Below are 22270 nucleotides of genomic sequence, written 5' to 3'. Positions count from 1 at the left end.
GGGGATTGTCACGGGGCGTTGGTGACAATGTATCTGGCAAAAACTCTGCTAAAACAGGAGAAAAGAAAATGAGACTCCCGAAAAGCGACTTCAACAATATGCTGACTTTCAACAAATTGCCAGACTGGCTGCGGAGCGAAATAAAAATAATGGGAGAAATCAAAAGAGATGGCCGGTGTGATAACCGCATCCAAAGAAAGCGCACTTACCGTTGCCTGATGGTCGTCAGGTGTGTCTGACGCAGCATCCCGGGATATACCCTTGCTGATCGTCTTGGCACTTTTTACGTATTTCTGAACCGTATCACCATTATTTGACCATGACCGCGCTCCCGCTACCATCAAAAGCATGGCGGCTAGCAGTAAGCTGATTGTCTGGTTAATAACTTTTTTCGGCTTCACGATTCGGGTTTTCATTTAAACCGCAAATTTTAAACCAAAATATTACAATCGCAAGCAGTTCGCTGTAAATATCTGAATTATCATTTTGGTAAACTGTAAATAATGAGAAGGATAAGTAAGCTTTTACTTCAATCTGCCATATTTTCGCATGATTTCAAGCACTTTTTCCTTAGGCAATTCTTCCACAGCATGCCCTTGTGTCCCCTCCGAAGTTTTAGCCATGAACAATGAATTTATAATGGCTTCATTCGTCGCCTCGATCGTCGCCATGAAAAGGGGAGAAACGTAGTCATTGTGCAACAGGGTAACGTTGGACGTTCCATTTGAGGTTTCGTGAGGTATCTGATAAGCTGTTGAAAAAGCAATGACATAATCTCCGCTGCCATTGGAAGCAATTCCGCCGGTTTCTGCCATGCCCATAATGGCACGTTTCGCCAGACGTTTCAGGTTTCTCGCATCCAACGGCGCATCCGTCGCAATAATCATCATACAGGATCCATCCGATGATTTATCAAGTGATTCTTTAAATGCATATTTTCCCAGATCTTCTCCAACCGGCACACCGTTCACTTTTAAAACACCGCCAAAATTTGTCTGTGTTAATACCCCAACGGTATAACCACCCAGTTTTTCAGGAAGTTTTCTGGATGATGTTCCGATCCCTCCTTTAAAATTGAAACAAACGGTCCCGGTTCCTGCGCCTACATTTCCTTCCTCCACCGCACCCGCTTTCGCGTTGGCCAATGCCTGCAATACATGTTCCTTTTTTATGTGTCTCCCACGGATATCATTCAAATAACCATCGTTGGTTTCGCCCACGACAGGATTCACCGAACGTACATTTTCGTTTCCTTTTTGGTTAATCGTCCAGTCAATCAGTGCATCGGCAACTGTCGGAACGCTTAATGTATTGGTCAGCACAATAGGGGTTTCCAGCGTCCCCAACTCCTCCACCTGCGAATAACCCGCCAGCTTTCCGAAACCATTCCCGATATAAATCGCAGCCGGCACTTTCTGTTGAAAAAGATTCCCGTCCCGGGGAAGAATAGCCGTAACACCGGTACGAACATCCTTTCCTTCTACCAACGTTACCTGTCCCACTTTCACCCCGTTCACATCGGTTATGGCATTAAACGGACCGGTCGGCATCACACCAATTTTGATCCCGATTTCTCTGGGACGTTTTTGTGCATAAACCTGTGTGCCGATAAACAAGACAATAAGTAGGAGTGAATTTTTCATTGGGCTGAATTTTAGGAACTCCAAGATACAAAAAGAATAGAAAATCCCTTCTACGAATGCCCAAAAGCCATATTACAAACAAAAACCGCCAGGACAATATGCCTGACGGTTTTAAAAAGAAGGTTTACGAATGCCGTTTATATTATCAGAACTCGCTAGTCTCGCCGGTGAATCAATCTTCCGGTCTTGCTTTCTTAGGATCAATAACAGTTTCCATCTTACTTACTGCCGATGCTCCGAAATATCCCAGTGCTTTTCTGCCATTAGGGTCCGCATTGGTTACATTTGATTTGATATTTGCAATAGGTGTGGCAAAAATCCCGCCGTTCGTACTTTGTTCAACCACTTGCTGCAAAAAGTAGAAGGCTTCATTGGTGATACTGTGTAACTCCACACCTACACGGTTGCCTGCCTGATACAATGAATCGTATGTAATGGACCTTCTCAAAGGCTGAATAAATATCAAACCATCCGAAGGGGCGCCTGCACCAAAGGCGGCGTCATAAGCAATGGAAATTTTCTCAGCTTTATCAACATTGGTTTTTCCATTGATCACTTCTTTTATCCAGTAAGTATCGCCGGTGCCAACAAAATCTCTTGCATAAAACTCAACAATAAACCCTGTTTTTTGCCCTTTGTCTTTGTCCGGTTTGATCGGAAGTGTTTCGTTTGTGTAGGCAATTGAATCAACTTTCGGCACACGTTTGATCTCGTTTTTAGCCGTGTAAACTTCCTGCTCGTGTTCTACTTTCAGCGTATACTTTCCGCCAATGCGCCCCAAAGTATCGGTCGCCAGTTTTCCCCAGGTATATTTCCCGGTCCCCTCGCTATCGGTAAAGGTGTACACTTTTCCGAGATTATCAGTCACAGTCACTTTTGCGCCCAAAACAGGTTTGATCGGATTGGTATCAAAATAAGGTGAAGACCAGGTCAATGTGATGGTTTGCGTTCCCGGTTGGTTTGTTATCCATCCGTCTACCACCAACTGTGATGGGCCGGTTTCTGTTTTCAGGTCGATAACATCTTCACAACCCGACAAACCGATGATTGCCAGCAGTACAACTGATAATTGAAAAAAACGCGTTAGAGAATTTATATTTTGCTTTTTCATGGCTGATTAAAACTTAAAATTATAGGTAACAGACGGGATCAGACTTCCAATGACAGAGTAGCGAACGGCTTCTGTTCTAAGCAAATTCTGAGCTTTATCACTTACACTTGGCTTGTCTTCATTCTGACGTGTGTACACCGAGAATGCATTCCGGCGGTTATAAACATTGTAAATGGAGAATACCCATTCTCCCTCACCGATACCAAACAGCTTTTTCCGCGATTTAAGTGTTGCCGCAAGATCCAGTCTGTGGTAGGCCGGGATACGGTTATTATTCCGGGCATTGTTATAATTGTTCCCCAGAGAAAATCCACCCCATCCATATCCGTTTGTTGGAAAAGTAGCCGGTGTACCCGAGGCAATTGTAAAGTTTGACGACAATGTCAGTCTTTTATTCAATTCAAAAATAGCTACCGAAGTAAAGTTATGAGGCTTGTCGAAACGAGCCGGGAACCACTCGTCATTGTTGATACTCATCACCTGTCTTTCCGTTCTGGACAACGTGTAACTTACCCAGCCTGTTAAACGGCCCTTATTTTTTTTCAGGTAAAACTCAGCTCCGTAAGCTCTGCCTTTTCCTGTTAACAAATCCCCTTCAACGAATGAATTCAGCAGAAGGTCGGAACCTGTTACGTAGTCAATCTGGTTATGCAGTTTTTTATAATAAACCTCCACAGAAGCCTCATACATGTTATCCTTGAAGTTCTGGAACCAGCCCAGGGCAACCTGATCAGCAAGCTCCGGCTTTATGTTGGAAGAACTAAGCGTCCAGACGTCCAAAGGCGAACTCGCGGCGGTGTTAGAAAGCAAATGCAGGTATTGCGACATCCGGTTGTAACTCACCTTCAAAGAAGTGGTTGAATTCAACCCGATGTTGACTGCAAAACGAGGCTCCCAGTTTCCGTAACTTTTTATCACATCACCACTTTTGTATTCTTTTCCTGGCAAAATCGGCAGCTTTCTGATACCTGCCGTCGTGTCTCCGTAAGCATACTCAATACCAGGGCCAAGGCTGCGGTAATAAGAGTAACGGATACCGTATTGTAAAGAAATCTTATCCGTTAACTTTTGTTCGTTGGCAATGTACAAGGCCGATTCGTCTGCGTGACGTGTAGGTAAGTCAAGGTTTAGTCCTTCACCTTCCGATACCGCAGTGGCTTTTCCAGGGCGAGAATCATAATTGATATACTGGCCGCCAAAAGTCAGCTGGTTATTTGGTGTGATATAATATGTAAAATCAGGCTTGATACTCTTGCTGATGATCTTCGAATTCCACACAAACCGGTCTTTCGCATTTTTATCATTTTCATTCTGACCAAGGTTATAATCGTAATTACTATAATAACCTGTCAAATTCATGAAAAGCTTGTTTGAGAAAATGTGGTTCCAACGCGCGGTTGCCGTAGCATTGCCCCATCCAAAACCAAAATCACCACCACCAAAAACATCTTTACCAAAGTATCCCGACGCGTAGAACGTATCCTTATTTCCCAGACGATAGTTTACTTTCGCGGTAAGGTCATAAAAATTAAACTTCGAATCTTTTAAGTCTTTATTCAGGAAAGGTTTTGCAAGAATGTCAATATAAGAACGACGTCCTGCCACAATAAATGATCCTTTTCCTTTCGCGAAAGGCTGCTCATAGGTAAGACGGGAGAAAATAGAACCGATACCACCGTTAATTTCACGCTTTTTCGCGTTTCCTTCTTTCATACGCACATCCAGGATTGAAGAAATCCGACCACCGTACTGCGCAGGAATACCGCCTTTAATCAGCTTCACGTCTTTCACGGCGTCGGGGTTGAAAACCGAGAAGAAACCAAATAAGTGAGAGGAGTTGTAAACCGGTGCTTCATCGAGCAAAACCAGGTTTTGAGAAATATCTCCGCCACGAACGTTGAAACCGGAGGCACCTTCACCAACCGTGGTCACACCGGGCAGCAATTGAATACTCCTGATCAAATCAACCTCTCCCAAAAGTGCCGGCATTTTTTTGATGGTTTTCATTTCCACCTTATTGACCGACATTTCGATGCTCCGGACGTTTTCATCTTCCTTCCGGGTCGAGATCGTTACCTCTTTAAGGTTCTGGCTTTCGTCAGACATCTCGATATCAATCCGCTGATCTGAATTAAGTGCCAATGGTTTTTCAACCCGCTGATAACCCATATAGGTATAAACCAATGTATAATTTCCGGCTGGAAGTGTCAGCGAAAAGAACCCGTAAGGATTCGTCACCACACCGGTTTCCGCTTCCCGGACATATACCGAAACACCGATCAAACCTTCACCATTAGAATGATCCTTCACATAACCGCTCACCGTGTGTTTGCTTTGCGCCGATGCCGACAAACTAAATAACACCAGCAAAAGCCCGAACCATTTTTTGTGTATTTTATTTTTCATGCTAAAATTTGGTAAATAATTAAAAGGGCAGAAAGCGCAAATTTACACCCGGTATATAAATTGAACTTTTCCTATTCCCATGACAACCGTCCCTGCGTTTACCCCCATGTACAACTGAAGATAAAATTTAGGCGGGATTTAATTCCACCGCAAAACAAGTGATAATGAGATTAGTTTTAAACAAAAAAATGATAAACTAACGAAAATAGAGAGTGAATGGGCAAATATGTTATTTGTCCAGGAAAAACGGAAGTAGTATTTTTTTATGAAATTTTTTCAACCTCTCCCGGATCGGGACATTCGTAGAGAAGTTGTTTCGTCGTTTTTGACAATAGAGGATGCATGAAATCAGGAGCAATTTCATGAAGGGGGGCAAGCACAAATCTTCGCTCGTGCAGGCGTGGATGCGGTACTGTTAACCGGGCACTATCCATCACCAGATCGCCGTAATACAGCATATCAATATCAATTACCCGCGCGCCCCATCTTTCGTAGCGGACACGGCCGAGCTCATGTTCAATTTCAAGGATAATCCGCAATACTTCCTCGGGCATCAATGCTGTTGAAACCGATAAGGCCTGATTCAGGAAAACAGGCTGATCCAAAACACCCCACGGAGCCGTTTCATAGACTGAAGAAGCCGACTGAATAAAACCGACACGATCTTCAATCATAGCACAGGCAGATTGCAGAATTTGCAACCGCTCCCCGAGATTGGATCCCAAAAGAAGAAATACGTTTTGCTTTTCAGAAAGGTTATCCATACGGACTCTGGCAAACAGTTACCGGATTTGTAATTTCTTTACCTGATCAAACGAAATGTAACCATCGCTGAAATTCTGAAGAATCGACGAAAAAAAGGACTCCCCGAATAAGAGAAGTCCCTTTCCAATAAATTCGCAAATTTCTTAGAACGTAAGCGTTCCTTTATCGTAAGCCTTTTGGATAGTAGACTCAATACCGTTCTTGTTGATTGTACGAAGAGCGGAAGTAGCTACTTTCAACGTAACCCATTCTCCTGTTGAAGGAAGGAAGAAACGTTTCTTTTGTAAATTCGGGAAGAATTTACGTTTTGTTTTATTGTTAGCGTGAGAAACATTATTTCCAACGCGTGTTCTTTTACCAGTAATTTGACAAACCTTAGCCATGACGATCAATTTTTCCAAATGAGGGTGCAAATATAGGAACTTATTCTTTTAGTGCAAATAAAAATGAAAGATATTTGAAAAAGAATGTGTTAGTATGTCATTCTGAAACCAACGCCGTGTACATTGTCGATGCGGATTACAGGGTCTGCGGACAGATATTTCCTTAATCTGGAAATAAAAACGTCCAGACTTCTTCCCATAAAATAATCGTCGTCACCCCAGATCGCTTTCAGTAATTCGTCGCGCCGGATCACCTGATCGGGACGCTCGGCAAGATATTTTAACACTTCCGCCTCTCGGAAAGTAAGGCTTTGCAGGCTGCCGTTGATTGATAATGTGAGCTTCTGGAAATCGAAATTGTAATTTCCTATCTCATTTAATTTCAGTTGTGCCGGAACCGGTTTCCCTGAATTATTTCTTCTTAAAATCACCTCAATTCTCAGCATAAGCTCCTGGATACTGAATGGCTTTGTGACGTAATCGTCAGCGCCCAATTCAAGGCCTTTAATCTTGTCTTCCTGCAATGCTCTCGCAGTCAGAAACAAAATCGGGACTTGTTTGTCTGACTTCCGGATATTTTCAGCCAGTGTAAATCCATCCATTTTCGGAAGCATTACATCCAGCACGCAAATATCGAAATGCTCCTTGTTGATAAAATCCAGCGCCTCAGCTCCGTCTTCGGCATGAATCACGTCATAGTCATAAGCCTCCAGGTTGTCTTTGGTAGCAAAGGCCAGGTTTGGGTCGTCCTCGACGTACAAAATTTTCTTTTTCAACTTTTATCGGGGTTTTGGTTACAGGTAAGGCCTGGTTAATTATTTCTGTGGAATGGAAATCTTGAAAGTACTTCCTTTGCCCAATGCACTATCAAGTTCGAGGTGCCAGTGATGTGAACGGACAATCTGCTTGACATAACTGAGCCCGATCCCGGAGCCTTTCACGTTGTGCACATCGCCATAGGGGATACGAAAAAATTTGTTAAAGATCTTCTTCTGGTACTCCGGTGCAATCCCCAAACCCTTGTCTTCAACACAAATAACAAGGCAATTCCGCTTGTTAAAAGTCCTGACGAGCACTTCCGGTTTATCGGGAGAATATTTTATCGCGTTGTCAATCAGGTTGGTGATCATGTTTCGCAAATGAAAAGGATCGGCATCAATGCAGGGCTGTGTCGCTTCAAACCTCAGATTAACTTTACTTTCAAACGGCACCAAAAGAGATTCGATCAGTTGATGGACATCAATATTTTCCTTCTTTAAATTCAAAGCATTCTGCTCCGCTTTAGCCATGGAAAGTACCATCTCCACCTGATTCTGCAACCGGAGAATTTCTTCCTGCACAATATGTACATACCGCTTGTGGCGCTCGGGCTGGGTAACAATGATATCCGAGTTAAGCACATCTGCCGCAATACGGATGGTTGAAATCGGTGTTTGGAGCTCGTGCGTCATGTTATTGACAAAATTCCGCTGTACTTCCGACAAATGTTTCTGTTTTAAAATAACAAACAAAGCATAGGCAAAAAAACCAACTGCCAGAAGTACCAGCATCGACGACCATATCCAGCCATTTAAATTGCCTACGATGTAAGCCGACTGCCGGGGAAATCTGACCCCGAAATAGTAAGGATACTTGTCCGTTTTAACCCAGTTATTCGTTTTTGCTTTGGCTTTGTCATTGGTTTTTGTACTGAGCGACATCCCGTAACGCATTTTGTTTGTCGTACAGTCATAAATCCCGATTTCAAAATCAGTGATCAGGTTATGTTTCTGAAAACTGTCCTTGATAAAATGTTCGAGCAAATCAGGCTGCGTGGTAGCGTTGGTATTGACAAGAAAATACTCCGGAGACAATTGTTCCACCGGATTGGAAGTCTGCATAACCCCATTTATCGAAGCAAGCTCCTGCGCCACGTCCTGCAAAGCCACGTGGGCGTTCTGATTAAATTGGCGGTGACGCAGATCGAGCGCTTGTTTTACCCAATAGATCTGGGTAATTACTACGCCTATAATCAGTAGCGCAGAAAAAAGTGTAAGCCAGCGAATGGAACGTCTCGGCATTGATCAAATATATTTCTAAATAAAGTTAACCATAATAACGCAGGTTTCTGATAAAAGTTATGGCTGCGTTTTCACAGCTTACAGTTCCTGCTGCAAATGGTATTCAAAAAGCGTTTCCATCGGTGATTTTAAAATCCTGCCCACGATCAGCCCTTTTTCCGCCAGCACGACTTTCAGAATATCCTGATAATAAAAGGCGATCGAACCCGTAAAATGAACCGGATACTTATTCGCATCCTGGTGTTTCAGAATGTATTTTTCAGTAAAAATCGTGAAAGCGTCAGCCACCAGTTTATGGATAAAAGGGTGGGTTATATTTTTTGAAATAAAATGTGAGAACGTCGCAAAATAACGGTTTGGAAAAGGTTGCCGGTACACTTTTTCCAGAACAGCCAGCCTGTTTGTTCCCGGATAAGTTTCTTCAAATTGCTTATGCAGATCTCCCGGCAGCTCATTTTGTAAGAAATGGACCAGTAATGTTTTTCCCAGATACGAACCACTTCCCTCATCGCCCAGCCAAAAGCCCAGCGAACCTATGGAATGGACAATATTATTACCATCGAAGAATGCATTATTGGCACCTGTTCCTAAAATACAGGCTATACCGGGCTGGCGCCCGCACAATCCTCTGGCAGCAGCCAGCATATCCGACGCCACTTCAATAATCTCAGCCGAAGGCAGCGCGTCTACCAAAGCATCATAAATAGGACGACTGGTAGCCCGATCCGCACAACCGGCTCCGTAAAAAAAGACCTCGTCGACAGGCGTTGTTACATAAGGCAAAATCTCTTTTTCCAGAATAACGGCAATCTCCTCTTTCTTTTGGTAGAAAGGGTTCAGTCCGCCGGAATGAAAACGGAAAGGAGATTTTCCAGGTCTGGCAATAATCCAGTCTGTTTTCGTAGAACCGCTGTCCGCAATTAAGTAAGTACTTTGTTTCAAACGATGATAGTTAAAAAGGTTCTGATAATTTACCAATTACTTTAAAACGCTCGAAGACCCGCTCGGTGTGCGGCGCATCGCCAAGCTCTTTGGTCAGGTCCTGGCCGGCCCAGTGTTCGTAATGATGCCCGTTTCGCCATAATCTGGACGCGGTGACATCATAAATAAGTCCCTGGTAGGCACACCATATCTCTTCGCGGTCCTGTCCGTTTCGTAACGCTAGCTGGGACTTTGTATACTCTTTCATGCACTTAATTTTATTCCCTGCGCTGACGTGTTTGATAATTGTGACCGGAATTTAAGACGATCATTCCAGAATATTTTGATAATAAGACTAAAAAATCTGAACTTGGCGTTTAATTAGAAACCATTCCTGAAAAATAAAATGAAAATAAAGTATACTTTGCTTTGGAGCATGATGCTGGCGCTGACCCTTGTAGCAGCAGGTTGTAAAAAAGATAAGACAAAACCTGTTTCAGAGCGCATAGCAAAAACATGGACGGCAGAAACTGTAAAACACGGTGTTGCGGTAGTTTATACAAGAGGAGGTGCCAGCAATGTACAAGCAGGATATTCCAATTTCAAACTGGCTTTGTCAAGCGATGGCTCGGCTACTTACACGGAATTTGATAAAAATACTTTTGTCGGAAAATGGGCACTGGAAGGTGAAACGACACTCGTACTTTCAGGTCTGACACCCGCGCCAAGCGGAACAAACGGTACGATCAAGTTCACCATCACTTCACTGGACGACAGCAAAGTGGTATTGACACGGATAGACGCCAGCGCAAAAACAGGAAATACAATCAATCAATACAGCCTTTCCAATCCATAAAAATCTGCGGTTAAAAACCGTTATGAACTTTTAGGGTCAAAAATTTATTCAAATAGACGAAGCCATTTCCTGCGAGAGATGGCTTCGTCTATTTTAGCTAACTTTGCAACATGGCAGAATCAAGAACAGAAATCAGCAATTTAGGCGAATTCGGTCTTATTAAAAGACTTAACGAAGGGCTGAAAAATAATTTACCGGAAAGTATTAAAGGCATAGGGGACGACTCCGCCGTTATAGATCTGGGAACTGAGTTCGGATTGTTATCCACCGATATTCTTTTGGAAGGTGTACATTTCGACCTTTCCTTTTTCCCCTTAAAACATTTAGGTTACAAAGCGATTGCCATCAACGTGTCAGACGTTGCGGCGATGAACGGTATTCCCCGCCAGGTTACGGTCGGTTTGGCTCTGAGCAACCGCTTTTCCGTGGAAGCCGTGGAAGAGCTTTATGAAGGTATGAAAGCGGCCTGTAAAGATTTTAATGTGGATCTGGTCGGTGGTGATACTTCTTCATCCTTATCGGGATTATTTATTTCTGTAAGTGTTTTCGGACGCGTGGCAAAGGACAGGATTACGTACCGAAATACAGCAAAAGCCAACGATCTGTTATGCGTGAGCGGGGATTTGGGTGGAGCATACATCGGTTTGCAGTTATTGGTCAGAGAAAAACAGGTGTTCCTGGCAGACCCGAACATGCAGCCGCAGCTTGACGGTAAGGAATATGTTATCCAAAGGCAATTACGGCCGGAAGCACGTATGGACGTGGTTTATGAGCTTGCAGGTGCTGGGGTGATTCCTACGGCGATGATCGATGTTTCGGACGGACTCGCTTCTGATCTTTTGCACCTTTGCTCGCAATCGGGCGTTGGCGCACTGGTATTTGAAGATAAGCTGCCGATTGATGAACAGACTTACATGGCAGCCGTAGAGCTTAATATCGGACCCATCACGGCGGCTTTGAATGGTGGTGAAGATTATGAATTGCTGTTCACGATCCCTCAGGATGCTTACGACAAGGTAAAAAACAATCCGAAAATCAGTGTAATCGGATACATGACCGATAAAAAAGACGAAGTTTTACTGCATACGAAAGGAGACAACCGCGTTCCGATTACGGCACAGGGCTGGAATTGATTTCGGGCAACCGGTCCGACGGCTTTTCGCCGTCGGACCGGTAATAAAAAGTTGTATGCCAGGATTATTTCCCCCAGTCAGCCACCAGCTTTTTAAACAAATCCTGTAACAACAGCGTACGTTTTCCCGCTTTCCCGTCTCCCACAGGATTATCCCCAATTTGAACAATCGGCATAACCCATTTTGTCGAACTTGTCGTAAAAGCTTCATCCGCTGTTTCCAGTTCAGCATAAGCAAGTGGCCGGACTTCAACATTGAAATGTTCCGCTGCCAGTTCCAGCACAACTTTGCGCGTGATACCGTTCAGGATATTGTTATCAGAAGTAATAAGTGTATCTCCACGGAAAATAAAAAAATTACTTCTCGTCAGTTCACTCACCTCTCCGTCTTTGTGGAAAAGCAGATCAGCTGCACCCTGTTTTTTAAGCTCATCAGCCATCAAAACCATGTGCACGTAATTTGTGGTTTTAATTTCCGGCAAATCACGGACGTATGAATAAGGCAAAACTTTAATACCCTTTAACAACCCTGCGGGGTTATCCTGCGGCAGCGCCTCCGTGCGGATCAGGAAATTCGGTTCTACAACATGGACACTGTCCGGCGCATAACCACCCGTTAAAACGAAACGGAAAGCCACTTCGGCCTCTCCGGACAAAGCATGCAGATCAGCCAGGATTTTGGCTGCTTCTTCCTGATTTACCGGTAACGGAAGTTTCAATAACCTGGCTGAGTTCTCAAAACGCTGCCAGTAATCATCCCAGCAAAAAGGAATGCCGTTGTAAGTCCGGAAATAATCAAACATCCCGTAACCGCGCAAAACGCCGAGGTCGTTTGACTTGAAAACCGTAGATTCTAATGGAGCAATTTCTCCGTTGAAATAAAGATGAAAAGGCATTGGAAAGTTATTTTAATCCGGAATCGCCGGATTTGAACCGCTCACGCTTTATGCAAATCGGTACAAATCCGGGCACCCGCAACACGAAACATATTAGCTATTGCCAAATATGACAATAATATTTTTTCAATTAATCCGTCAGTCTAAATAAAAACGATGATGCAGGGAATACGATATTTTTTATTGATTAAATACAGGATCTCTTTTTCCTCTGTAAAACATAAACGACCATTCATCCACTAACCTTTGAGTTTCTCGGCAGGATTTAGCTACTTTGCGTACTTCTCTGAAAAAGAGAAAATCACGACCAAAAGAATTCATTTCCCATACGTTTGAGAAACGTAGTAAATACCCGCGAATGACAACAACAGAGCATCTGCTGCAGACCCTGCAAACTGAAATAGATCAAACTTCCTACGGCGAATCTCCCGCTGAACTTTACGAACCGATACGTTATATCATGACTTTGGGTGGCAAACGTTTCCGCCCGGTTTTGACTTTACTGGCTGCATCGTTGTATACAGATGACTGGAAAAAAGCGCTGAAACCGGCTATCGCGGTAGAAGTTTTCCACAATTTCACCTTAATGCACGACGACATCATGGACCGCGCGCCACTTCGTCGCGGCAAGCCTACGGTGCATGAAAAGTGGAACGCCAATACAGCGATTTTATCAGGTGATGTGATGCTGATCCGCGCTTACGATCTTCTGATCGATACAAAACAGGAAAACCTTAAAGTTGTTTTAAGCCGTTTCAACCAGACTGCCGCTGAGGTTTGCGAAGGCCAGCAGCTGGATATGAATTTTGAAACACGCTGGAATGTGACCGAAGAGGAATATCTGGATATGATACGCCTCAAAACTTCCGTCCTGCTGGGTTTCGCACTGGAACTTGGCGGAATTATAGGCGGCGCATCGCCGGAGGCCACACAGCTCCTGTATGAGGCAGGAGAAAGCATGGGTATCGGCTTTCAGTTGAAGGATGACTTGCTGGATGTATACGGTGACCCCGCCAAATTTGGAAAACAGGTCGGTGGAGACATCATTGCCAACAAAAAAACGTTTTTACTGATAGAAGCCCTGGCAAAAGCGGAAGGGGACACTGCATCGGCACTGAACCGGTGGATAGCGGCCGAAAACTTTGATAAGGAAGAAAAGGTAACGGCAGTGAGAGGAATATACGATACGCTGGATATCCGTTCATTAACCGAACACAAAATCAACGACTATTTTGCCAAAGGGATCAGTTGCCTGGAAAGATTACCGATCGAAGAGAGCCGCAAGAAACCGTTGCTTGAATTCGTTCACCAGCTTGTGCAACGCGAGCAGTAACTTCTGTTACAGTAATAAAGTCGGCGATGGCCGGCTTTCACTTTTAATTTATTAAAGCAAAAATTATGTCCATAACGCTCATACTTATTTTAATAACCTCCGGTATCAGTTATTACGCGCTGCAAAATCCGCTTACGATGGATAAGCTGATCATGAATCCATATAAGGTTACAAAGCGGAACGAGTATTACCGGTTTATCACCTCAGGTTTCATCCATGCCGATTTCGGGCATTTGATATTCAATATGCTGACATTGTGGTTTGTCGGGGAAGGAATTGAGCGGCTTTTCGCCATGCTTTTTGGCTCTAACGGAGCGGCTTATTATTTGTTTCTGTACATCGTCGGGATCATCGTTTCGGATATCCCTACATTTTTGAAACACAGAACCAATTCAAATTATAACTCACTGGGAGCTTCGGGAGGTGTTTCGGCCGTTTTATTTGCCGCTATTCTGTACGCGCCTTTGATGGATATTTATCTGTACTTCTTCATCAAACTGAAGGCGTTTATCTTCGGTGCGCTGTTTTTGGCCTACTCAGTTTATGAAGGACGCCGTGGCAGAAGTTATGTCAACCACAGCGCCCACATTTATGGTGCTATTTTCGGACTGGTATTTATGGCAATCGTTTATCCTGCCGCAGTACCCGATTTCTTTGCACAGATCTTGTCGTGGCGGTTATTTTAATTCTGCCAGTACCGTGACACTGCCAACCGTTTTGTCCTGAAGATTAACTTTAATTTCTGCATCCAGCGGAACATAAATATCAACGCGGGAGCCAAATTTGATGAAGCCCATTTCAGTGCTTTGTTCAACTTTGTCTCCCTCTTTTACGTACCAGCGGATACGGCGCGCAGCGGCACCGGCAATCTGGCGGAAAAGAATATCCACACCCGAATCAGTACGTGTCACAACCGTGGTGCGTTCATTTTCCGTACTTGACTTAGGATGCCAGGCCACAAGGTATAACCCCGGATGATATTTGAAATATTTGATCACGCCGCTTACCGGGTTCCAGTTGACATGCACATTGATCGGCGACATAAAAATACTGATCTGACGTCTTGGCCCCTTGAAATATTCCGTTTCCACCACTTCCTCTATCACCACCACTTTTCCATCACATGGCGCGATAATCTGGTTCTGGCTTTTGGTCACAACCCGGGAAGGGACACGGAAAAACTGTACGATCAGGAAGAAAATAACAACGCTGGCAATCAGGGTAATCCTCGGGATCCAGTATCCGTCCGGAAGAAGATAATTGATACCTGCGTTAATTAAAATCAATATAACGGCGGCAACCGCCATGATGGTGTAACCTTCTTTATGAAGTTTCATGAAAGGGGAATTTCGTTCGCTTTTAGTCTTTGAAAATACAAATATCGTATAAATCTTGATTTTACGCCTATCAAAAAGCCTTGCCAATCTAATTTAGAAAGGCAAGGCTTCTGATTTTCGACTCAAAATTTTATCATTCTTAAAACAGAATGAACCTATTATTCGATAACGACACAGTCGCCGTTTTTCACTTCGTGTTCAACTTTTTTGTATTTCACATCGCGTAAAACACGTCCGTCGCGATACTGTACCGATACCTTCTGGTTACGGTCTGCAATTTTATCCACTTTTACAGGCTGCGCTTTGGTCGATGATTCCATGTGACCCGCATAATCACCTGCTCCGTCAAGATCTGCATTAAAATCCTCCTCACGGTTGGTATGAAGCTCAGGTGCAGGCGTTGGACGTCTTACCGTCTGCTGTACAACCGGTGCCGGAGCCGCTTCTTCCTGAGGGATATCCGCCTTCATCAGGAAGGATATCATGTCGAAATTCACTTTGCTCAGGAATCGTTTGAACAACTCAACCGATTCGAATTTATAGATCAACAAAGGATCTTTTTGTTCAAATACTGCATTCTGAACGGATTGTTTAAGATCGTCCATCTCGCGAAGGTGCTCTTTCCATTCCTGATCGATCAGCGAAAGAACAATCGCTTTTTCCATCTCATGGGTAATCTCATGACCATTGTTTGCCAATGCCTTTTTAAGGTTCACCACAATACCGGTCTGGCGGATACCATCGCTGAACGGAATCATGATCTCAGTGATCGTAGCGCCACGTTCTGAATGGATAGACTGCAAAATAGGTAATGCCTTTTCAGAAATTGCCTGATTTTTATCCTGATAATGTTTTTCAGCTGCTTCGTACAAACGCTGAGAACGTTCCTGCGGTTTCAGCGAAACATAATCGTTTTCACTGAAAGGAAGCTCAATTCCCAAAGTTGTGATTGTTGCAAGGTCAAGTTCTGAATATGTTCCTGCGTTGCCAACCACTTCTTCGCAAACGTCATAAAGCGTATTGGCGATATCAACAGCCAGACGATCTCCGAACAATGCGTTGCGGCGACGTGTATAAATGGCATCACGCTGATAGTTCATCACGTCATCATATTCCAGAAGACGCTTACGCATGCCAAAGTTATTTTCCTCTACTTTTTTCTGAGCGCGTTCGATTGATTTCGTAATCATGCTGCTCTGGATCACTTCGCCCTCTTCCAAGCCCATTTTATCCATAACCTTCGCCATACGGTCTGAACCGAAAAGACGCATCAGGTTATCTTCCAATGAAACAAAGAACTGGGAAGAACCCGTGTCCCCCTGACGACCGGCACGACCACGAAGCTGTCTGTCAACACGACGGCTTTCATGACGTTCTGTACCAACAATTGCCAAACCGCCTGCTGCTTTCGCTTCCGGGGTAAGCTTAATATCCGTACCACGACCAGCCATGTTGGTTGCAATGGTTACCGTACCTGGCTTACCAGCTTCTGCAACAACTTCTGCTTCCTTCTGGTGTTGTTTCGCGTTCAAAACCTGATGTGGTATTTTACGCAGCGTAAGCATACGGCTGATGATTTCCGAGTTCTCCACCGAAGTGGTACCAACTAGTACCGGGCGGCCTGCTTCCACCAGCTCCACGATTTCATCTGTAACCGCATTATATTTTTCACGAACCGAACGGTACACTTTGTCTTCCTGATCCTTACGCACCGCTGGTACGTTGGTAGGAATCGAAACTACGTCCAGTTTGTAGATTTCCCAGAATTCACCTGCTTCCGTTTCAGCTGTACCCGTCATACCGGCAAGCTTATGGTACATACGGAAATAGTTCTGAAGGGTTACCGTCGCATAAGTCTGTGTAGCATCTTCAACGCGCACATTTTCTTTTGCTTCAATCGCCTGGTGAAGACCATCCGAATAACGACGGCCATCCATGATACGACCAGTCTGCTCATCAACGATCTTAACTTTTCCGTCCATAAGCACGTATTCCACATCTTTTTCAAAAAGTGTATACGCTTTCAAAAGCTGGTTAACGGTGTGGATACGCGCCGTTTTTACAGAATAATCACGGATCAACGCTTCCTTCTGCATCACACGTTCCTGCTCGCTCAGCGACTGATCTTTTTCGATAACATCCAGATCAACGGCGATATCCGGAAGGATAAAGAAGTTTGTCTGTTCCGATTCACCGGTCAGGAAGTCAATACCCTTTTCGGTTAATTCAATACTGTTATGTCTTTCGTCAATCGTGAAATAAAGCGGCGCATCAGCCTGAGGCATCAGTTTCTGGTTTTCTGCCAGATAAATCGACTCTGATTCCTGCATCAGCTGCTTGATACCCGATTCACTCAGATATTTGATCAAAGGCTTATACTTAGGCATCCCGCGGTGTGCACGGAAAAGTGCCAGAGAACCTTCTTTTTTATCACCGGCTGCGATTTTCTTCTTGGCTTCGTTAAGAAGATCCATCGCCAGTTTTTTCTGTGCTTCAACGATTCTAGAAACACGTGGTTTTAGCTCAAGATATTCCTGCTCGTCACCACGTGGTACCGGACCGCTGATGATCAATGGTGTACGCGCATCATCGATTAAAACGGAGTCAACCTCATCGACCATCGCGAAATGGTGTTTGCGTTGTACCAGTTCGTCCGGCGTCCGTGACATATTGTCACGCAGGTAGTCAAAACCGAATTCGTTATTTGTTCCGTAAGTAAGGTTAGCCTTGTAAGCGTCGCGGCGAGCCTGTGTATTGGGCTGGTGACGGTCGATACAATCAACGCTCATGCCGTGGAATTCAAAAAGAGGAGCATTCCATTCCGCATCACGTTTTGCAAGATAATCGTTCACCGTAACGATGTGAACGCCTAAACCTGCCAGGGCGTTAAGAAACGCAGGCAAAGTTGCCACAAGCGTTTTTCCTTCCCCTGTTGCCATCTCGGAAATTTTCCCCTGGTGAAGTACCAATCCACCGATAAGCTGCACATCATAGTGCTGCATATTCCATTTGATAGGCTGGCCAATTACTTCCCAGGTACTGTTCCAAACAGCTTTATCGCCGTTAATAGTAACATTTTTCTTCTTTGTTGCTATTTCACGGTCAAAATAAGAAGCGCTAACTTCCAGACTTTCGTTTTCTTTGAAACGACGCGCGGTATCCTTCACAATCGCAAAAGCTTTTGGAAGAATATCCAATAATATTACTTCAAGTTCTTTATTCCGGTCAAGCTCAAGCGTATCGATTTTTTTAAAGATCGCCTCTTTGCTGTCGACATTCGGCTCGTCGTTAGCTTGCTCACGCAGCGTTGCAATCTGATCATCAATAGATTTCAATCCTGCGGCTATATGTGCTTTCAGACCTTCTGACTGCGCTCTAAGTTCATCATTAGACAAAGAAACCAGTTTCGCGTATTCCGCGTTGACCAAAGCGACGTAAGGAGTCAATTCCTTCAAATCGCGCTCGGATTTTGTGCCGAATAGCTTCGAAAATATTTTAAACATGATGGTATATGTATTGTGAATCGTTCAATTTACCTAAAAAATATCACGCCTGAATGCGTCAAAATGCCAGATTGTCAGCTATTCAGATCATTTTTCAATTACAAATGTAATTTATTGCGGATAGTAATTACCAACAAATACAATAATCCTAAGCGTATTTTAATCTTTATTCCCTGGTTACATAACCTGTCCGCGGATATTTGACCGTGTATTTGAGGTTCAGTTCCTTACTCTGGCCGGCTGGTAAAACCAGCGACCAAATCACTTCTCCGGTTGTGTCATCAACCTTCGCTTCCGGTGCAGACTTATCTGAAACTTCTACTTCTTTATTCTTCGACAGCGGGAACTGATCCTTCACGACGATCCTCACCGGGACCTTTTTCGTATTTCGAACGGTGATTTTGAAAGCACGGTTTTCGGTAACATTATTTCCAAAAAGCTGTTTCTTAGTAAACGTTTTAAGCTGCTCTCTTTGTACAATAACCGAGCGGTCCGGACCGAAAGAAAAACTTAAAGTATCTGCCGCAGATTCCACGTCAAGTCTGGTTTTCCCGACATAACTGTCTTCCAGAAACAAATTTACGTCACCGCTCAGCAAACTGAGGTTATTCCATGTCGGCAGGTAAGCGTTCAGATATACATCCGGCTTGACTTTCGGTATGCTGATGTATTCATAATAACTATCTGTTACATTTTCCGTTTTAATATCAACCGCATACGTTTTGCCGTCCGACAGCAGGGTGTAAGCAACCGGAATTTCATAGGTCACACTGGTAGCGGCTTCGCGTTCGCCGCTTTCTAATCTGATTGATTGGGGGCTCGAATTATTACCTTTTACAGCAACCATTTTTTGACGCGGGGCCTGTCCTCCGTATCCCGCCACAGCAACTTCCTGCAACGCAGCCGCATCGGGACGTAAAGCGATATCCATTCTGTTTGAAAAAATTCCTCTTGTTGCGGGTTGATATCCAATAAATTTATAATCCAGAATTCGTTGATGGCCTGCCAGATTGGGAGGTATTGAAACCTGATAAAAACCATTTGCATCGGTAGCAACACCAATATTGGTTCCGTTAATCGTCACTGAAACGCCCGCCAATGCGTTGTTTTCTTCATCCTTAACAAAGCCGCTCACCTCAGAAATCCCGCCAATGACCGGAAGATTATCACCTGACTTTGTCTGATACATACTATAATCATTAGGAAACCCCCAATACCAGGTTTTAAGCGGCGGGATCAGCGACCTGTCCCGGGGATTCGCTGTGGATAAAGTAAGTTTCACCTTTTTCCAGTCTTCACCGGAATATTGAAAAACACTGGCTTTATAATGAAGCACCAACGGCGCAGAAAGATTCGTAGCCTTTGCATCATACACAGGATACCAGCCCGCGTCGGCAACATAATAGGTCAGGTCCAGATCTGTTTGCGTGAGCTTTTTAACAGAAATCTGTATCGCCACTTCGGTCGTGCCTTTTTGAGCTTCCGTTTGCAAGGGTGTCAACTGCTCACCCACACGTTTTAAATCTTCTTCCAGTTTTTTGATGTTGTTGGCCGTTTTTAATTTCTCTGCCAAAATCTCTGTCAGCCTTTTTCTTTGAAAGTCAATCGCTTCTTTTAAGTCCAGCGTTTTAAGCGTCACGTTGGCCCCGCCGATCTGCTGGTTTTTGATCAGCATTTCTTCGTCCTGCTTATACACATTTTGCATCCCGCGCTCATAAGTCAGCTTATCCTGGATAAGATCACGCTGATCTTCCAGAACTTTGATCACTTTTTGCCGCTCGCCTTCCTTATTATAGTTGCTTCTTGGCAAAATGGACAAGACTGTCAAATCCCCAACACCGCTCAGTCTGACACTTTCCTTGTCAATCGAGCTGGACAAATTTTTAAAAACCAGTTCGTGAAGTCCCTCTTCCAGGGATATCGACATGCCCCGTGTAACTTCGGCGCCGTTGCGGTAAAGCGTTACCTGTTTTATTTTGCTGTCAATATCATGCGTTTTCTGCGAGAATGCGGTTGTCGCCAACAAAGCGGCAAACAGCGTCAGGGCACCTGTTTTGATTTGGGATATTTTCATAGCGCTAACCGATTGAGGATTTTGAAATATATAACAGGAGAAATGGTTACATATTTTCTCCCGATTTCAACATTTTTTCAGGAATTATCAAAAAGCCCGACAAAACATTATTCCTGCTCGTATGTTCCTCATCAAAAAGAACCACTTTTCACTGCCTTAAACCATTCATATAGATTTATAGCAACTACTATGTATCACCTAGTACCTTTGAATCAACAATAACAAAGAAAACGAACATAGCCATGAACAACAATAGATTATTCCGCGACGTAAATAATAAAGTAATAGGTGGTGTAGCTGCCGGTTTAGCCAATTATTTACAAATTGATGTAGTGATTATCCGGGTACTTTTAGTGATGGGATTTTTCGTCCCGGTACACTTTCCCGTCTTCATTTTTTACATCGTTATGTGGATTGCGATGCCTAAGGGAGTCAAAACCGCTAACCAAATAGAAAGCTCAGCCATGCATTAACACCTTCATCAGCAAACTGAATTTCCAGACCGCCGGGATAAAACTATTCCGGCGGTTTTTTGTTTTACTTATAATTATTAATTTTACGATAGTATGCAGGCATACTAATTTCTATGACCTGATCCTGATCACCTGAAAGTACATTCCAAACTCAGTCATTGACTTAAAAACCATATAATTCTATGAATGCATACATTGTTGCCGGTTATCGTACTGCGGTAGGAAAAGCATCTCGTGGCGGTTTTCGTTTCACCCGCCCGGATAATCTTGGCGCCGACGTGATCAAACATATTCTGAAAAAAATACCGCAGCTGGATCCTGTCCGTGTGGATGATGTCATTGTTGGAAATGCCGTTCCCGAAGCTGAACAGGGCATGCAGATGGGGCGTTATGTTGCTTTATTGTCGCTTCCGCAAAGTGTTTCAGGTATTACAATCAATCGTTATTGTGGCTCAGGCGTGGAAGCGATTGCCATGGCTTCCGCTAAAATCAACGCGGGAATGGCCGAATGCATCATTGCCGGGGGTACAGAATCTATGTCACTGGTGCCAACGATGGGCTGGAAAACAGCATTGAATTATGAAATTGCGCAGAACCATCCGGATTATTATCTGAGTATGGGACTTACTGCCGAGCAGGTTTCCAAAGATTTTAACATCAGCCGTGAACGACAGGATGAATTTTCATTCCAGTCGCATCAAAAAGCATTACGTGCTCAGAAAGAAGGCTGGTTTGACAGTGGCATTGTGCCTATAAAAGTGCAGGAAACTTATTTCGACCCGGTTACCGGAAAGAAAAAAATCAAAGAAACGGTTGTGGATAAAGACGAAGGCCCACGCGCTGATACAACGCTTGAAGCCCTGAATAAACTACGCCCGGTATTTGCTGCCGGTGGTTCGGTAACGGCCGGAAACTCTTCCCAGACATCAGACGGTGCCGCTTTTGTTCTGGTAATGTCTGAAAAGCTGGTGAATGAGCTGGGCTTAAAACCAATAGCACGCTTGGTATCTTACGCCACAGCCGGGGTTGATCCGCGTATTATGGGCATAGGGCCGGTGGCTGCAATTCCCAAAGCGTTGAAACAGGCAGGACTGAATCTGGCCGATATCGAACAAATTGAATTAAATGAAGCATTTGCTGCGCAGGCCCTGGCGGTAATCCAGGAACTGGGTATCAATCCTGAGATTGTCAATCCGAACGGAGGGGCTATTGCCTTAGGTCACGCGCTGGGTTCTACCGGAGCCCGACTTTCTGTTCAGCTTTTCAATGAGATGGAACGAAGAAATCAGAAGTATGGCATGGTAACGGCCTGCGTCGGTGGCGGACAAGGCGTTGCCGGCATTTTCGAGCGCTTGAATTAAAAATACAATTTATTGA

Annotated in this window: 20 protein-coding genes; 6 read left to right on the top strand and 14 right to left on the bottom strand. The window is 44.1% G+C overall.

The annotated features are described in order from the left end of the window. Positions 1–8: 8 nt before the first annotated feature. From M1L62_RS21010 to M1L62_RS20965, 10 genes are all read right to left on the bottom strand, one after another. Positions 9–416, bottom strand: a complete 408-nt coding sequence (locus M1L62_RS21010; protein WP_254561594.1) for a hypothetical protein — start codon at positions 414–416, stop codon at positions 9–11. A 108-nt stretch (positions 417–524) separates the two neighbouring features. Beyond that, positions 525–1643, bottom strand: coding sequence for a DmpA family aminopeptidase (locus M1L62_RS21005; RefSeq protein ID WP_254561593.1), 1119 nt, complete (start codon positions 1641–1643; stop codon positions 525–527). Between the two features lie 172 nt (positions 1644–1815). Beyond that, positions 1816–2754 carry a DUF4249 domain-containing protein gene (locus tag M1L62_RS21000; RefSeq protein WP_254561592.1) on the bottom strand — a complete coding sequence of 313 codons (939 nt, stop codon included), beginning with the start codon at positions 2752–2754 and terminating at the stop codon, positions 1816–1818. A gap of 6 nt (positions 2755–2760) precedes the next feature. Then, positions 2761–5160 carry a TonB-dependent receptor gene (locus M1L62_RS20995; protein ID WP_254561591.1) on the bottom strand — a complete coding sequence of 800 codons (2400 nt, stop codon included), beginning with the start codon at positions 5158–5160 and terminating at the stop codon, positions 2761–2763. A gap of 263 nt (positions 5161–5423) precedes the next feature. Beyond that, the gene (gene folK / locus M1L62_RS20990; protein WP_254561590.1) at positions 5424–5924 is read right to left on the bottom strand and encodes a 2-amino-4-hydroxy-6-hydroxymethyldihydropteridine diphosphokinase; all 501 of its coding nucleotides are present in this window, start codon (positions 5922–5924) and stop codon (positions 5424–5426) included. A 144-nt stretch (positions 5925–6068) separates the two neighbouring features. Beyond that, positions 6069–6308, bottom strand: coding sequence for a 50S ribosomal protein L28 (gene rpmB / locus M1L62_RS20985; RefSeq protein ID WP_254561589.1), 240 nt, complete (start codon positions 6306–6308; stop codon positions 6069–6071). Positions 6309–6397: 89 nt separating this feature from the next. Further along, positions 6398–7084: a response regulator transcription factor gene (locus M1L62_RS20980; RefSeq protein ID WP_254561588.1), complete on the bottom strand. Its 687-nt coding sequence runs from the start codon at positions 7082–7084 to the stop codon at positions 6398–6400. Positions 7085–7123: 39 nt separating this feature from the next. Continuing rightward, positions 7124–8368, bottom strand: coding sequence for a sensor histidine kinase (locus M1L62_RS20975; RefSeq protein WP_254561587.1), 1245 nt, complete (start codon positions 8366–8368; stop codon positions 7124–7126). 78 nt (positions 8369–8446) lie between these two features. Continuing rightward, positions 8447–9310: an N-acetylglucosamine kinase gene (locus M1L62_RS20970; RefSeq protein WP_254561586.1), complete on the bottom strand. Its 864-nt coding sequence runs from the start codon at positions 9308–9310 to the stop codon at positions 8447–8449. 10 nt (positions 9311–9320) lie between these two features. Then, positions 9321–9557 carry a cytochrome b5 domain-containing protein gene (locus M1L62_RS20965; protein ID WP_254561585.1) on the bottom strand — a complete coding sequence of 79 codons (237 nt, stop codon included), beginning with the start codon at positions 9555–9557 and terminating at the stop codon, positions 9321–9323. Positions 9558–9695: 138 nt separating this feature from the next. On the opposite strand from M1L62_RS20965, the gene M1L62_RS20960 reads away from it, so the two are divergent. Together M1L62_RS20960 and thiL are read left to right on the top strand one after the other, a co-directional pair. Then, a complete protein-coding gene (locus M1L62_RS20960; protein WP_254561584.1) occupies positions 9696–10145 on the top strand; it encodes a hypothetical protein in 450 nt (149 codons plus the stop codon). A 110-nt stretch (positions 10146–10255) separates the two neighbouring features. Next, entirely contained in the window at positions 10256–11278 is a 1023-nt protein-coding gene (gene thiL, locus M1L62_RS20955; protein WP_254561583.1) for a thiamine-phosphate kinase, read from the top strand. A 64-nt stretch (positions 11279–11342) separates the two neighbouring features. Here the strand turns inward: thiL and M1L62_RS20950 are convergent, their stop codons facing one another. Beyond that, positions 11343–12173, bottom strand: a complete 831-nt coding sequence (locus M1L62_RS20950; RefSeq protein ID WP_254561582.1) for an aminotransferase class IV — start codon at positions 12171–12173, stop codon at positions 11343–11345. Positions 12174–12531: 358 nt separating this feature from the next. On the opposite strand from M1L62_RS20950, the gene M1L62_RS20945 reads away from it, so the two are divergent. Next, a complete protein-coding gene (locus M1L62_RS20945) occupies positions 12532–13506 on the top strand; it encodes a polyprenyl synthetase family protein (protein ID WP_254561581.1) in 975 nt (324 codons plus the stop codon). Positions 13507–13571: 65 nt separating this feature from the next. Beyond that, complete coding sequence (locus M1L62_RS20940) at positions 13572–14192, top strand: rhomboid family intramembrane serine protease (RefSeq protein ID WP_254561580.1); 621 nt, start codon at positions 13572–13574, stop codon at positions 14190–14192. Here the strand turns inward: M1L62_RS20940 and M1L62_RS20935 are convergent. The 3 genes from M1L62_RS20935 to M1L62_RS20925 all read right to left on the bottom strand — a co-directional run bounded on the left by M1L62_RS20935 (position 14184) and on the right by M1L62_RS20925 (position 20420). Beyond that, on the bottom strand, positions 14184–14843 hold the full coding sequence (locus tag M1L62_RS20935; RefSeq protein WP_254561579.1) for a phosphatidylserine decarboxylase family protein: 660 nt from the start codon (positions 14841–14843) through the stop codon (positions 14184–14186). The two genes, M1L62_RS20940 and M1L62_RS20935, sit on opposite strands and share 9 nt — an antisense overlap. 158 nt (positions 14844–15001) lie before the next feature. Then, positions 15002–18346 (bottom strand): preprotein translocase subunit SecA, encoded by a 3345-nt coding sequence (secA, locus tag M1L62_RS20930; RefSeq protein WP_254561578.1) that lies wholly within the window; start codon positions 18344–18346, stop codon positions 15002–15004. 166 nt (positions 18347–18512) lie between these two features. Continuing rightward, positions 18513–20420 carry a mucoidy inhibitor MuiA family protein gene (locus tag M1L62_RS20925; protein WP_254561577.1) on the bottom strand — a complete coding sequence of 636 codons (1908 nt, stop codon included), beginning with the start codon at positions 20418–20420 and terminating at the stop codon, positions 18513–18515. A 242-nt stretch (positions 20421–20662) separates the two neighbouring features. Between M1L62_RS20925 and M1L62_RS20920 the strand changes: the two genes are divergently transcribed. Together M1L62_RS20920 and M1L62_RS20915 are read left to right on the top strand one after the other, a co-directional pair. Further along, on the top strand, positions 20663–20893 hold the full coding sequence (locus M1L62_RS20920) for a PspC domain-containing protein (protein WP_254561576.1): 231 nt from the start codon (positions 20663–20665) through the stop codon (positions 20891–20893). A gap of 182 nt (positions 20894–21075) precedes the next feature. Then, complete coding sequence (locus M1L62_RS20915) at positions 21076–22254, top strand: acetyl-CoA C-acyltransferase (protein ID WP_254561575.1); 1179 nt, start codon at positions 21076–21078, stop codon at positions 22252–22254. Positions 22255–22270 lie beyond the last annotated feature (16 nt).

Origin of the sequence: Dyadobacter diqingensis, assembly GCF_024220585.1 — a bacterium.
Classification (GTDB): Bacteria; Bacteroidota; Bacteroidia; order Cytophagales; family Spirosomataceae; genus Dyadobacter; species Dyadobacter diqingensis.
This window is presented reverse-complemented; position numbering and strand designations above follow the sequence as displayed.